Origin of the sequence: Photobacterium piscicola, from assembly GCF_900166965.1 — a bacterium.
Lineage (GTDB): Bacteria > Pseudomonadota > Gammaproteobacteria > Enterobacterales > Vibrionaceae > Photobacterium > Photobacterium piscicola.
Genome location: NZ_FUZI01000004.1, coordinates 166,423 through 181,064 on the forward strand (window position 1 = coordinate 166,423; position 14,642 = coordinate 181,064).

Consider the following 14,642-nt stretch of genomic DNA (forward strand, 5'->3'; position numbering starts at 1 on the left):
AATTTTTCACGTATAATAAGCCTGTCCAACTCATCAACTCTTACAACAACGCGTATTTATGAAGCCAAACACCACAAATCGTCAACCTCTTCGTGCCAATAATGAGCGTAGAGCGTCAAGAAAAATAAATAAACCCAAGCGTCCTCGTGGCCCACAAAAAGTTATTTTATTTAACAAACCTTATAACACTTTGACCCAATTTTCAGGTGAACCTGGTGATAGCACCTTAGCGGATTTTATTCCGGTTAAAGATGTTTATCCTGCTGGACGGTTGGATAAAGACAGTGAAGGATTACTGGTATTAACTAATGACGGTATTTTGCAAGCGCGATTAACCCAACCACAATCAAAGCAAGCCAAAGTCTATTGGGTGCAGGTTGAAGGCGCACCAACAGCTGCAGATTTACAGCAGTTACGTGATGGCGTGACATTAAAAGATGGCCCAACGCTACCCGCTGGCGTTGAAGTGATCGAATCACCACAAATATGGGATCGTACGCCACCTATTCGTGAGCGTAAAAATATTCCCACAACCTGGCTTGCTATTACGTTACGTGAAGGTCGTAATCGCCAAGTTCGTCGCATGACGGCGCATATCGGTTTTCCAACATTACGTTTAATTCGCTATCAAATGGCGCAATGGACGGTGGCAGATTTAGCGCCGGGTGAATGGAAAGAAATTACGCTTCCAAGTCCAAATCTAGCGTAGTTTTCTATTCGCACTATTCGCGCTCTATGTCTGACCGCCCTCTGTCTGACATTGGAGCGCATTATTCCCATCAATACCTGAAAACTATTTTCCTCAACAAAAAACTACACATTTTTAGTTACATCTACTATGATTGCGACAAATAGCAAACGTTTGCTATTTAATAGTATCAAGATCGTAATAATAAGGAATCATGGCCTTTTTTTATCTATACCTCCGTTTTTAAATGTTTTTTTTTATTACCTTGAGTTTTATTTATACCGTTACTATCGTTAATCACTATTTATTGAAGTGTGATTCTGCTCTCGATCTGTTTCAGGCGCAGGGTTTCTGTTAGAATTACGCTCTTAACACTAAATTAGCGACAGTAGAGAAATATGTCTGATAACAGCCAAAAGAAAGTCATTGTCGGCATGTCCGGCGGCGTAGATTCATCGGTATCCGCTTACCTGCTCCTTCAACAAGGTTATCAAGTTGAAGGCTTGTTTATGAAAAACTGGGAAGAAGACGATAACGACGAATATTGCTCTGCTGCAGAAGATCTCGCTGATGCACAAGCGGTATGTGACAAACTTGGTATTACGCTGCATACCATTAACTTTGCAGCGGAATACTGGGATAACGTGTTTGAATACTTCCTTGCTGAATATAAAGCGGGTCGTACGCCAAACCCAGATATTCTGTGCAACAAAGAAATCAAATTTAAAGCCTTCCTCGAATTTGCTGATGAAGTGCTAGCAGCTGACTATATTGCAATGGGTCACTATACCCGTCGTAGTTTCCCAACAGTTGAAGGTGAAAAACCTCAAATGTTGCGTGGTGTCGATAACAACAAAGATCAAAGCTACTTCCTATACACGTTAGGTTATGAGCAAATTGCACGCAGTTTATTCCCTGTTGGTGAGCTCGAAAAACCGGAAGTACGTCGTATTGCCGAAGAGCAAGGCTTGATCACGGCAAAGAAAAAAGATTCAACTGGCATTTGTTTTATTGGTGAGCGTAAATTTACTGAGTTTTTAGGTAAATACCTACCCGCTCAACCGGGTAAAATTGAAGTTGCAGATACAGGCCTTGTTATCGGTGAACATCAAGGCTTGATGTACCACACATTAGGTCAACGTAAAGGCTTACATATTGGTGGTCAAAAAGGCGGTAATGGCCTTGAAGATGCATGGTATGTCGTTGATAAAGATCTAGAGCGTAATGTGCTAATTGTTGGTCAAGGTAAAGATCACCCTCGTTTAAAATCAAACGGTTTGATTGCCTCTCAGTTGCATTGGGTTGATCGTCAACCTATTCGCGAGACCATGGCATGTACGGTAAAAACCCGTTACCGTCAGCAAGATCTTCCTTGTACTATCATCCCAATGGATGATGAAACTATTAAAGTAATTTTTGATGAGCCTCAAATTGCAGTCACACCTGGACAATCAGCCGTGTTCTATAACGGTGAAATCTGTCTTGGTGGCGGCATTATTGAAGAGCGAATTTAAAGGAGTTTTTGCGCGTGGCTTACTCTATTTATGATCGAACGATTGCGTTTGCAGGTATGTGCCAAGCAGTCAAATTAGTTCAAGATGTTGCCCGTAATGGCAATTGCGATTCAGCAGCATTAAGCACAATGCTCAATAGCATTATGGCAACAGATCCAGCCAACACCGTCGGTGTCTACGGCAGCGAAGCTGATCTACGTATTGGCTTAGAAGCTATGGTGCGTGATATTGATGGTTCATCATCTGGCAGTGAAATAACACGATACCTTGTAGGTGTTATGGCACTGGAACGTAAACTATCGGCTCGTCGCGATAGCATGGCACAACTGAGTGATCGTGTTGACACATTGAAACGCCAAACGGTCCATTTTGAACTACTTGACGAACAAATGTTGAGTAATATTGCCAGTATTTATTTGGATATTATCAGCCCATTAGGACCTCGTATTCAAGTATCTGGTACGCCAGCGCAATTACAATTGCCTCATGTTCAGCATCGTGTTCGTGCATTATTACTTGCAGCCGTTCGTAGTGCTGTTCTTTGGAGCCAAGTCGGTGGTAAACGCCGTCATTTATTATTTGGTCGTAAGCAAATGCTAGAACAAGCAAAAATTTTGCTCGCTCGAAACTAAGTTAACGCATTGCTAACTTCAATTCAGCCTGATAAATCAGGCTGAATATTAATTTTGTTTTAACCCTCATAAACCAGGAGAGATCAACATGGAACTGTCAGCACTGACAGCTGTTTCCCCAGTAGACGGCCGCTACGGAAGCAAAACAAGCGTATTACGCAGTATTTTTAGTGAGTTCGGTTTACTAAAATACCGTACTATCGTTGAGATCCGTTGGTTACAAAAATTAGCCGCTACTGATGCTATCGTGGAAGTTCCTGCATTCAGCGCTGAAGCAAATGCATTCTTAGATCGTATTGCAGCTGAGTTTAGTGAACAAGATGCACTACGTATTAAAACGATTGAGCGTACAACAAACCACGATGTAAAAGCGGTTGAATACTTTCTAAAAGAAAAAGTAGCTGAATTACCTGAGCTCCATGCGGTTAATGAATTCATCCACTTTGCATGTACTTCAGAAGATATCAATAACCTTTCTCATGCGCTGATGCTGACTGAAGCTCGTGAAAAAGTAATGCTACCAGAAGTACGTAACGTTATTGATGCGATTAAAGCGCTTGCTAATCAATTCCGTGATGTTCCAATGCTTACCCGTACTCACGGCCAGCCAGCTTCTCCATCAACAATGGGTAAAGAAATGGCAAACGTGGCGTACCGCATGGAGCGTCAATATAAGCAAATCGAAAACGTTGAAATTCTAGGTAAGATCAATGGTGCCGTAGGTAACTACAACGCTCACCTATCTGCTTACCCTGATATCGATTGGCATCAATACAGCGAAGAGTTTGTGACGGCATTAGGGATTACTTTCAACCCTTACACCACACAAATCGAACCGCATGATTACATTGCAGAATTATTTGATGCGTTTGCTCGCTTCAATACTATCTTGCTTGACTTCGATCGTGACATTTGGGGTTATATTGCTTTAGGTCACTTTAAGCAAAAAACCATTGCTGGCGAAATTGGTTCTTCTACCATGCCACACAAAGTTAACCCAATCGATTTTGAAAACTCAGAAGGTAACCTTGGCCTAGCTAATGCTATCTTTGGTCACTTAGCACAGAAGCTACCAGTTTCTCGTTGGCAGCGTGACCTAACAGACTCTACTGTTTTACGTAACCTAGGTGTAGGTTGTGGCTATGCAATCATTGCATACACATCAACACTTAAAGGTATTAGTAAGCTTGAACTTAACCAAGATGCACTTGCTGCTGAGTTAGACCGTAATTGGGAAGTGCTTGCAGAGCCAGTTCAAACAGTTATGCGTCGTTACGGCATTGAAAAACCTTACGAGAAGCTAAAAGAGTTGACTCGTGGTAAGCGTGTTGATGGCGAAGGTATGCGCACATTCATTGATGGTTTAGAATTACCTGAGCATGAAAAAGCACGTCTTAAAATGTTAACCCCTGCTAACTATATTGGTGATGCAGTTAAATTAACAGATAAGCTATAAATTACCGCTATTACAAATAGAGTTAATAATATAAGGACGTTATTTGATAACGTCCTTTTTATTAACGCTACACTGATAATTTATTGACGGTTTGTTGACGATATCACTATTATCTTAGCTTATACTTCTCTGCGTTAATTAATAGTAATAGTTATGATGAACATTTGTATGACTATTATTTATAAATAACAATAAGGAATATAAAATAATAATAACAGCAATGAAAATTCCTACAAAATATAATATTAACGCATTCGCAATGTGCATACCTACCTAAGTTCATATTCATTGAACGATAAAACAATACCTTAGTGTTATATAAAAAATAATAAATAATGCATAGTTTATGTTTTTATTGTTTTCATAACTCTTCAGGAGCATCTTGGATCTGTTTTTGCTATTTTGCTTATGATAATTAAAATATAAAAATAGTGGAGTTCTTTCATCGTGACTATCAGACGTCCTTCAATCTCGTTATATAGCATTGTATTAATAATGTTATTTCTCGCTATAGGTTTCGTGACGTTAGCACTTACTTCACAATCAGTTGGTCGCCAATTATTTAAATATAATCTTGAATCATTTGAATATAAGCGAAGTAATAACTACTTACAAAGCATTCAATCCACTGCTATTCTACTTGATAATCTACAATATCATCTGTCTTATACCTGTGATAATGAAGATATATCAGAGCTTGAACGAGCAAGCTATTATTCATCAAATATTCGTAATATTAGCCTTACCACTAATTCAGGTAAAATCTGTGGCGATCGGACCAATTTAAGTCAGATGTATGGTTCTCCAATCAAAAAGATTCAATTGAATAATGATCTTGCCATGGTAGCAAATGCAAATAATAGTGAATCAATTCTTCAATATAGTAAAAAGGTTGTTGGTGGCGTAATTACTGTTGATATTGAAAAACAACCTATCGATGCTTTATTAGTTAATACTTGTGATAATTGTTGGGTCCAAACGATAGAGCATGATGGTATTACGTTGTATACCAGTAATACTGAAAATGCATCAAAAGCTCTGTTCAAACAACCAGCAGTAAATGATCAGCAACTAAAAAACGCAATGGAACCTATTATATCGAGGCCTTTTTATAAAAAGGCATCAATAACATATTATATTACACCTCAAGTAATTACAGACTATCGTGCACGCATAAAACCATTTTTATTGCTGGTATTAAGCGGGTTAATTTTTATTGTCTTAATAATGTTATATCGTCGCTATCGCAGCACAAGTATTATTAAATACTTGATACTCAATGCGATTAAACAAAATCATTTAGTACCTTACTATCAGCCCATTATTGATGCAGAAAAGCATTTAACATGTGGCTATGAAGTCTTAATTCGTTGGGAGACTAAAAAAGGTAAAGTTATTCTACCTGATGAATTTATTCCTCAATGTGAAACGAACGGTGTCATTACACCGCTAACTTTTCAATTAATTAATACTGTTGCGCGTGATATTCATAAGCTAGAAGCCTTACATGGCAAAACACTGCCTTACTACTTCAGCATTAATATCAGCGCCAGTGTACTACAAGATCCAGAGCTCATTGATATTACGCGTTCAGCTCTGGCTCACTACCACATTGCACCTCATAACATTGCTTTTGAGCTCACAGAACGCTCTCCAATTGATAATATTGAGCAAGCAGAAAAAAACTGTCAGAAACTCAATGCTATGGGAGTTCAAATTAAGCTTGATGATGTCGGTAATGGCCACTGTGACTTGTTGTCTCTACAAAGATTACAAGCGACAACCATTAAAATTGATAAAGTATTTATTGCTGATATTGGTTCATCAAACGCAAATACTATTATTAAATCATTAGCTGCATTTGCGGAACAAGCAGAAGTAGAAATAATTGCAGAAGGGATTGAAACACAACAGCAGGCTGAAATTTTACTTGATATTGGCATTCGTTATCATCAAGGTTTTTTATATAGCAAACCAATGCCATTTGACTTGTTAATTAACGATAAACACTTCAATGTCTAAAATAGAACATCATATATTTAAAAAAAACGATTCTGAACGGAAGTTTAACCACTTTATTTTCGAAAATAAATTCGTCAAAAAAATAGTTATTATTTTATGTAATATGTTGATACTGGCAGGTTTAGTTACTATCAGTATCCGTAATGATATTCATGAAACACAGCTATACGTGCAAGAAAATTTGAATCAAATAAAAAATGCAATGAATACGTTAGCATTTCGAAATCAACGTTATGCCAGTACGGTAACAAAAGCTATTAACGACCTAAAAAACCAACAATTACAGGCTTTAGTTACAATACATTATTACCCAAAATTAAAAGAATTTGGCTTCAATCGGGGTATTTATCCCGATAATCTGCTTAATGGCACGTTACTTGGTCCAGGGAAGCCAAATAAGCACATTCAAAATGATACCCATATTTTTGCTCTGCTTGATGATCTATGGGCTGAGCAACAACATCATTCGATCACCTATAATTACTATTATATTTCTCATACATTGGAATATTTTTATCTATCATCAAAATCCAATGCTATTAATTTTAATGCCACAAGAGAATTTTTCTCGTCGCCAAAATATAAAGATCAGCGTTCTGAATCTCAACCTGTAACATCACTATATAATGGCTTTTATTATACGGCGCCTTACCTTGATTTTTTCTCTAACCGAATGGTTATTACGATTAAATCACCCGTTTATAATAAAGATCAGGTCGTCGGTGATATTGGGGTTGATATTCCAGTTAAATCATTACTATCGTCAATCACCTTACCTAATAAATTAAAATCTTCATTAAATTTATATCTTTATGATGTTAATAAGAAAAAGAGGATTGATATTTTTAAGGGATATAACCATACACTATTACCATCAATACAGGTCTACACCCGTTTAAGTAATAATATTCTGATACACGCGAATATCTCATCAACAATTTTTATTACTTTTGCTGTTCAAATTCTGACTTTCGGGTTACTTATTTTGATCGCACTTAATTATATGAATGCCACATTAAGAAAATACAAATCTCAAAAACAGTATTATCAATTAGAGGCATATACAGATCAATTAACGGGATTATTTAACCGTCGAATTCTTGATACTGTTATCAAAAAAACACTAGAAGAAAATAGAGCAATCGATAAACCAATTTCAATGATTGTTTTTGATGCCAATGATTTTAAAACAATTAATGATACTTATGGACATGATATTGGTGACTTAGCACTGAAACATATTTCATCAACCATTGATGATATGACACGAGACAGTGATATTTGTATTCGACTCGGGGGTGATGAATTTTGTATTATTTTGCCCAATGCCGATTTAGAACAAGCATTATTAATGGCAGATCGCTTAGAATTAGCTATTTTTAGCGGCTATTTTTGTCATTATCATATAAAAGTAGCGATTTCTACTGGTTGTACGGTAATTAAGCCAAATGAAAATTTACATGATGCTTTAATTCGAGCTGATAAAACTTTGTATAAAAATAAAGAAAATAAAGCTGAAAATAGAAAAGCACTGCAACAGCAGCTAAATAATTATGTATTTAAATCTCCACCGTCTTTTCAAAAAAAAGAGTAACGCTCAATAAATAATTGAAACGTTACTCATCTTTTAGCCATTAAATCTGTAGGCACGAAACTGCATGTTGGTGAGTACCTACTAATACCGGTTTTTCTTTCGCACAATGGGCAACAGCTTTAGGGCAACGGGTACGGAAGACACAGCCTGATGGTGGGTTCATCGGTGATGGTAAATCGCCTTCTAACAGCTCAATATGTTTATTACGCTCTAACTGTGGATCAGGGATCGGCACCGCCGACATTAAGGCCTTAGTATAAGGATGCTGAGGGTTAGCAAACAGAGCTTTACTGTCTCCCATCTCAACCGCATTACCTAGATACATTACCAATACTCGATCAGAAATATGTTTAACAACCGACAAATCATGGGCGATAAATATTAAACTTAGTCCCATTTCTTTTTGCAACGACTTAAGTAAATTCACCACTTGCGCTTGAATAGAAACATCAAGGGCTGATACTGGCTCATCACAAATAATCATTTTAGGCTTTAAAATCAACGCACGTGCAATACCAATTCGTTGACATTGTCCGCCAGAAAATTCATGAGGATAACGATTGATTACGTTCGGTAATAGTCCGACTTTGGTCATCATTGCTTGTACTTGTTGTTTGATTTCTTCAGCTGATAATTGGCTGTAAAATGCTTTTAATGGCTCGGCAATAATTTCGCCAACGGTCATACGCGGATTTAATGATGCTAATGGATCTTGAAAAATCATCTGAATCTGTTTGCGAGTTTCACGTCGAGCGCTGTGATTTAACTTTGTAAGATCTTGTCCTAGCCATACGACTTGACCATCCGTCGCTTCGACCAAACCAATAATCGCGCGAGCAAATGTTGATTTACCACAACCTGATTCGCCAACAACACCTAACGTTTCACCTTCATAAACACTAACATTAATACCATCAACCGCTTTTAATTTGGTTGGTTGACTCCAAGGCCATGCTAATTTAGACGCAATACTAAAATGGACTTTAAGATTGGTAATATCCAATAATAATTTCTTTTCCGTCTTCATGACTGTGCTCCCATATCAGCAAAACAAGCACGTAATCTATCGTGTGCAAATGGCATTAATATTGGTGATTCTTGCTTACAACGCGGCAATACACGATGGCAACGTTCTTGATATGGACATCCAACAGGCAAGGATAATAAGTTAGGTGGGTTCCCCGGAATCGTTGGTAAATCGTCACCTTCGGTATCCAAACGAGGAATGGCGCGTAACAACCCTTCGGTATATGGATGGCTCGGACGATAAAAAATATCATTGATATCACCATATTCCATCGTCCGTCCGGCATACATCACTAACACTTTGTCACAGCTGCCAGCGACCACACCAAGATCATGGGTGATCATAATGATCGAGGTATTAAAATCAGATTTGAGATCGTTTAATAATGTCATAATCTGAGCTTGAACGGTTACATCAAGTGCTGTTGTCGGTTCATCAGCAATCAACAACTTAGGACGACATAATAACGCCATTGCAATCATAACCCGTTGACGCATACCACCAGAAAACTCATGGGGATACATAGTAATACGCTGACGCGCTTCTGGAATTTTAACTGCATCCAACATTCTTACGGATTCTTCAAACGCTTGAGATCTGCTCATGCCTTTATGCAGCATTAGTACTTCCATTAACTGTTCACTAACCTTCATATAAGGATTTAATGACGTCATTGGATCTTGGAAAATCATTGCTATTTGTTCTGCTCGAATACGATTTAATTCTTTTTCGGGTAAATTTAAAATCTCGCGACCTTCAAATTTAGCGCTGCCACTGATAATGCCGTTCTTGGCTAATAAACCCATGATTGCAAATACAGTTTGGCTTTTACCTGAACCTGATTCACCTACAATACCTAAGGTTTGACCTTGCTCTAATGAAAAATTAAGATCATTTACCGCAGTAACATTGCCATCTGGCGTGGTAAATTCTACTCGTAAATCTTTAATTTCTAACAAACTCATACTACTTCCTTGTTATCAACAATAAGCACCGTACATTCGCTTCGGTTATTATTTATTATCAAGTGAATGATATTGGCGATACCTACTTTATTAGCTTCATAGTACTGTTCAATCACCGCTGCTATGATTAATAAAATAGGTCGCTGCTTATTTTTATCTATCTTTAGGATCTAACGCGTCACGTAAACCATCACCAACATAGTTAAAACAGAACAAGGTGATCACCATAAATCCCGCGGGGAATAAGAGCTGCCAAATAGCGACTTCCATTGTTTGTGAGCCTTCATTTAATAATGCCCCCCAGCTGGTCATCGGTTCTTGCACCCCAAGTCCGAGGAAACTTAAGAACGATTCGGTCAAAATCATAGCGGGTACTAATAATGTTGAATAAACGGCGACAATACCGAGCACGTTTGGCACAATATGACGGGTTATAATTCTCCAGCGGCTAACACCACAAACATGTGCAGCCTCAATAAACTCTTTACCTCGTAATGACAACGTCTGACCACGTACAATACGCGCCATATCCAGCCAAGAAATGGCACCAATAGCGATAAAGATCAGCATGATGTTACGACCAAAAAAGGTCACTAATACAATCACAAAAAACATAAACGGAATCGAATACAATATTTCCAAAATACGCATCATGACCCGATCAGTTTTACCACCAATAAACCCTGATGCGGCACCATAAAGCGTACCAATAATCACCGCAACTAAAGCACCTAATAGTCCTACCATCAGTGAAATACGACCACCAACTAAAGTACGTGTATAAAGATCACGCCCCAGACTATCCGTTCCAAAAAAATGTCCTTCAGCCCCTAATGATGGCGCAGCATGCAACGCATACCAATCGGTATCATCAAACGCATATTGACTGACCATCGGACCAAAAATTACCGCCAGTGTAATTAAACCTAAAATCACTAATGAGACCATTGCTGCCTTGTTACGAAAGAAACGTGAGCGAGCATCTTGCCATAAGCTACGGCCTTCTATTTCAAGGTTTTCAGAAAATTTCTCAAGAGCCTCGACATTATCTTTTTTTGTTAAAATCATAATTATCAGCCTCTTAATAACGAATTTTAGGATCGATCATCGCTAACACGATATCAACAATGGCATTGAAGATAATCGTTAACGAACCAATCAAAATCGTAACCCCTAGCACTAATGAATAATCACGATTAAAAGCTGCATTAACAAACAACTTACCAATACCAGGCAAACCAAAAATCGTTTCAATCACAACCGAGCCTGTAATAATACCGACAAAGGCCGGCCCCATGTATGACACCACGGGCAACAATGCTGGACGTAATGCATGCTTTAAAATAATGTGGCGATAGCTCAATCCCTTCGCACGTGCAGTACGAATAAAATTACTGTTTAAGGTTTCAATCATACTGCCACGCGTAATACGCGCGAAGGTTGCTACATACAATAGCGCCATACCTAGCATTGGCAGAATAACGAACTTAAACGATCCATCTTGCCAGCCACCAGCAGGTAACCATTGTAAATTAATGGCAAAGATATAAATCAAAACAGGAGCGAGAATAAAGGAAGGCATCACTACCCCCGCCATTGCGGTGGACATAATGGTGTAATCAAGCCATGTATTCTGTTTTAACGCAGCCAGAGTACCAACAGATACCCCCATAACTAATGCAAAAATAAAAGCAAAAAAGCCTATTTTTGCTGATACAGGTAACGCTTTAGACACTAATTCGTTAACTGTAAAATCTTTATATTTGAATGATGGACCAAAGTCACCTTGAACAATATTGCCTAAATATGTCGTATATTGTTCAAATACAGGTTTATCTAGACCATATTTTGCTTCGATATTAGCAAGAACTTCCGGCGGTAAAGGGCGATCTGAAGTAAAGGGGTTACCGGGAGCGAAGCGCATTAAAAAAAATGAGATAGTGATCAATACCAACAGTGTCGGTATCGCTTCAAAAATCCTTTTAGCAATGAATTTAATCATATAAAGCTACCGTATTAGTTGTGCAAGCGAAGGCTGCCTTTATTATCAAAGGCAGCTAATTATTATTATGAAAAAATTATTTAGCGATGAAATACAGATCTTTAGAGTAGATATTATCTTCTGCATTCTTCATTGGATAACCGCCTAATTGTGGATTCACTAATCGCGCATTAACGTAGTGATAAATAGGCATAATTGGCATATCTTGCGCTAAACTTGCTTCTGCACGTTTATAATCTGCTGCACGCTCAGCCGCTGTTGGGGCAAGAATGGCATCATCAATCGCTTTGTCATAATCAACGCTAGCATATTTAGGGTAGTTCTGTGAGTGGCCTGTACGCATAATCGCTAAGAAGGTTGAGGCTTCATTATAATCGCCACACCAACCCGCACGAGAAACATCAAAGTTGCCTTGGCGTTTACTGTCTAAATAACTTTTCCACTCTTGGTTTTCAAGTTGTGCTTCAACACCCAATCCTTTTTTCCACATTGATGCAATCGCAACAGCAATCTTTTTATGGTTCTCAGAAGTGTTATATAACACTTTAAATGTCAGTGGATTATTCTGGTTATAGCCCGCAGCTGCTAATAATGCTTTGGCTTTTTCTAGGCGTTGCTTTTGATTTAATTTAGCGTAATCCGGCATCTCAACATCAAGGCCATTAGTTGCTAATGGCGTAAAGTTATATGCAGGTGTTTCTCCTTTACCCACGATAAATTTCGCCAATACATCACGGTCAATGGCGTACGATAACGCTTTACGTACATCGCCATTATCAAACGGCTTACGTGCAGTATTGAACTCATAATAATAAGAGCATAAATAAGGGGTTACTTTAACATCTTGCGGATAATCTTTGGTTAAACGCTTGAAATGCTCATTGGGCATTTCGTAAGTCATATCGACTTCACCAGCAAGGAAACGGTTCATTGCAGCAACTTGGTTTTCAATCGGTAAAAATGTAACTTGGTTAATTACCGTCTCTTTATTATTCCAATAATTATTATTGCGGGTTAATACAATACGCTCGTTTACAACCCACTGATCTAACTGATAAGCACCATTTGATACGTAGTTACCCACTTTCGTCCACTGATCACCAAATTTTTCAACTGCCTTTTTATTAACAGGTTTCATTGAGGTATGCACAAGCATTGATGCAAAATAAGATAATGGCTTATCTAGCGTTACTTTTAAGGTATGAGCATCAACAGCTTCAACACCTAATGTTGCGGGTAATTTCTTACCTGCAATAATATCTGTCGCATTTGCCATGGTCGTCATATCAAGATACGACGCATAAGGTGATGCCGTTTTAGGATCTGCAAGACGACGCCATGTATAGACAAAATCGTCAGCGGTTACGGGATCACCATTTGACCATTTAGCATCGTCGCGTAGATTAAAAATCCAAGTTTTGTTATCCGTTGTCTGCCATGATTTTGCGACACCAGCAACCAGATTACCATCGGCATCTTGATTAACTAACCCTTCAAGTAAATCACGAATAACATTTGATTCAGGAACACCTGATACTTTTTGTGGATCAAGAGATTCAGGTTCAGTGCCATTCGCACGAACTAACTCTTGTGTATCGGCCAATTTAACTTCAGTGGGAACTTGTGCTGCAAAAATTGAAAAAGAAGGAAGGGCAACAGCGAGGCCAGCACCAAGTAACAAAGCTTGGGTAATTTTATTCTTATACATGCATTAACTCCAATACATCAATTTATAACGTCCATGACATTTTCAGCCGGTCATATTGATTACTGACAAAATAGTTATTCTCAATCCTAGAGAACAACTATCAAACCGAAGAATTGTCTAAAACATTAACAGGAGTTATATTAATTTGCCACAAACAGACAAATAAAACACATTTCATACTACACATTTGGTTAACAACCACCAACATTAACTAGATCAATCTCACATTTATAGTTTATTACACCTATAATCATTAAGGTTAAAGCTATTAATATTAGTAAAAATGGCTCATTTGGCCTTTTTTAAGGTTATAATTTGTACATCAATTCAGAATCAGAATAAAAAACCACTGAAACCCAGCATTACCGAGCATAAAACAAACACTAGCATTACAAACTAAAGACAAAAAGAAACATAAAAAAAGGCACTACCTAAGTAATGCCTTTCTATAATAATACCGCATAATATTTACTTATTTTGACTGTCTAGTTCAATCAGCTGCTTGTCTTGACTCACGGCTTGTTCTTTTTGTTCGAGTAATAACGGCTCTTCGTTATCGTGGTTATTATCATCCATGCCAATATCAGCCATCATCTGCTTGATTCTTTTACAAGGTATACGTTTATGCATTATTAACCTCTCCGCTGTTAAATGATGCTAGTAGACCGTTACTGCCTCTTCACTGCTTGGTCTTATACCAGCCAAAAACTCTTACGCTTAATCTTCACCTTTTAAATATGGCACATAAATAGCAACTTCACTGGCTAATTTACCTTATTGTTGCTTATTTATAACAAAAGGATCTTAAAAAGATAACAGATAGATTATTTTAGCAAACAACATCATAAGCTGGTAAGGATCCTATAATTTAGCCAATAAGCCCGCTACTATTTAGCCACTAAGAAATATATCCTGTACCAACGTCAATTTCTTAGTAATACCTCTGTCATTTCATACGGTGAGAATAAGAGTAAAATTATGAGACCTACAGGCTGCATTTCACGACCAAGTCCATCCCGTTTTCGCACGAGTTA

At 37.9% G+C, this 14,642-nt stretch carries 12 protein-coding genes; 6 read left to right on the forward strand and 6 right to left on the reverse strand.

Annotation, left to right across the window (positions count from 1 at the left end; translation table 11 throughout):
- Nucleotides 1–58 precede the first annotated feature (58 nt).
- The 6 genes from CZ809_RS12165 to CZ809_RS12190 all read left to right on the forward strand — a co-directional run bounded on the left by CZ809_RS12165 (nt 59) and on the right by CZ809_RS12190 (nt 7,906).
- Nucleotides 59–709: a pseudouridine synthase gene (locus CZ809_RS12165; protein WP_080157903.1), complete on the forward strand. Its 651-nt coding sequence runs from the start codon at nt 59–61 to the stop codon at nt 707–709.
- A 377-nt stretch (nt 710–1,086) separates the two neighbouring features.
- Entirely contained in the window at nt 1,087–2,202 is a 1,116-nt protein-coding gene (mnmA, locus tag CZ809_RS12170; RefSeq protein WP_080157904.1) for a tRNA 2-thiouridine(34) synthase MnmA, read from the forward strand.
- A 14-nt stretch (nt 2,203–2,216) separates the two neighbouring features.
- Nucleotides 2,217–2,834, forward strand: a complete 618-nt coding sequence (hflD, locus tag CZ809_RS12175) for a high frequency lysogenization protein HflD (RefSeq protein ID WP_080157905.1) — start codon at nt 2,217–2,219, stop codon at nt 2,832–2,834.
- An 88-nt stretch (nt 2,835–2,922) separates the two neighbouring features.
- Nucleotides 2,923–4,290: an adenylosuccinate lyase gene (purB, locus tag CZ809_RS12180; protein WP_080157906.1), complete on the forward strand. Its 1,368-nt coding sequence runs from the start codon at nt 2,923–2,925 to the stop codon at nt 4,288–4,290.
- Nucleotides 4,291–4,737: 447 nt separating this feature from the next.
- Nucleotides 4,738–6,312 (forward strand): EAL domain-containing protein, encoded by a 1,575-nt coding sequence (locus tag CZ809_RS12185; protein ID WP_235865932.1) that lies wholly within the window; start codon nt 4,738–4,740, stop codon nt 6,310–6,312.
- A gap of 103 nt (nt 6,313–6,415) precedes the next feature.
- Nucleotides 6,416–7,906, forward strand: coding sequence for a sensor domain-containing diguanylate cyclase (locus CZ809_RS12190; protein WP_159447950.1), 1,491 nt, complete (start codon nt 6,416–6,418; stop codon nt 7,904–7,906).
- A 40-nt stretch (nt 7,907–7,946) separates the two neighbouring features.
- On the opposite strand, the gene oppF is transcribed toward CZ809_RS12190, so the two are convergent.
- From oppF to CZ809_RS21270, 6 genes are all read right to left on the reverse strand, one after another.
- Nucleotides 7,947–8,933 (reverse strand): murein tripeptide/oligopeptide ABC transporter ATP binding protein OppF, encoded by a 987-nt coding sequence (oppF, locus tag CZ809_RS12195; protein ID WP_080157909.1) that lies wholly within the window; start codon nt 8,931–8,933, stop codon nt 7,947–7,949.
- The gene (locus CZ809_RS12200) at nt 8,930–9,898 is read right to left on the reverse strand and encodes an ABC transporter ATP-binding protein (RefSeq protein WP_080157910.1); all 969 of its coding nucleotides are present in this window, start codon (nt 9,896–9,898) and stop codon (nt 8,930–8,932) included. Before CZ809_RS12200 ends, oppF begins: the two co-directional genes overlap by 4 nt.
- A 153-nt stretch (nt 9,899–10,051) precedes the next feature.
- Nucleotides 10,052–10,963 carry an oligopeptide ABC transporter permease OppC gene (oppC, locus tag CZ809_RS12205; RefSeq protein ID WP_080158160.1) on the reverse strand — a complete coding sequence of 304 codons (912 nt, stop codon included), beginning with the start codon at nt 10,961–10,963 and terminating at the stop codon, nt 10,052–10,054.
- Nucleotides 10,964–10,979: 16 nt separating this feature from the next.
- Nucleotides 10,980–11,900 carry an oligopeptide ABC transporter permease OppB gene (gene oppB / locus CZ809_RS12210; protein ID WP_080157911.1) on the reverse strand — a complete coding sequence of 307 codons (921 nt, stop codon included), beginning with the start codon at nt 11,898–11,900 and terminating at the stop codon, nt 10,980–10,982.
- Between the two features lie 76 nt (nt 11,901–11,976).
- Nucleotides 11,977–13,608, reverse strand: coding sequence for an ABC transporter substrate-binding protein (locus CZ809_RS12215; RefSeq protein WP_080157912.1), 1,632 nt, complete (start codon nt 13,606–13,608; stop codon nt 11,977–11,979).
- A 468-nt stretch (nt 13,609–14,076) separates the two neighbouring features.
- Entirely contained in the window at nt 14,077–14,238 is a 162-nt protein-coding gene (locus CZ809_RS21270; protein ID WP_162841603.1) for a hypothetical protein, read from the reverse strand.
- Between the last annotated feature and the right edge of the window lie 404 nt (nt 14,239–14,642).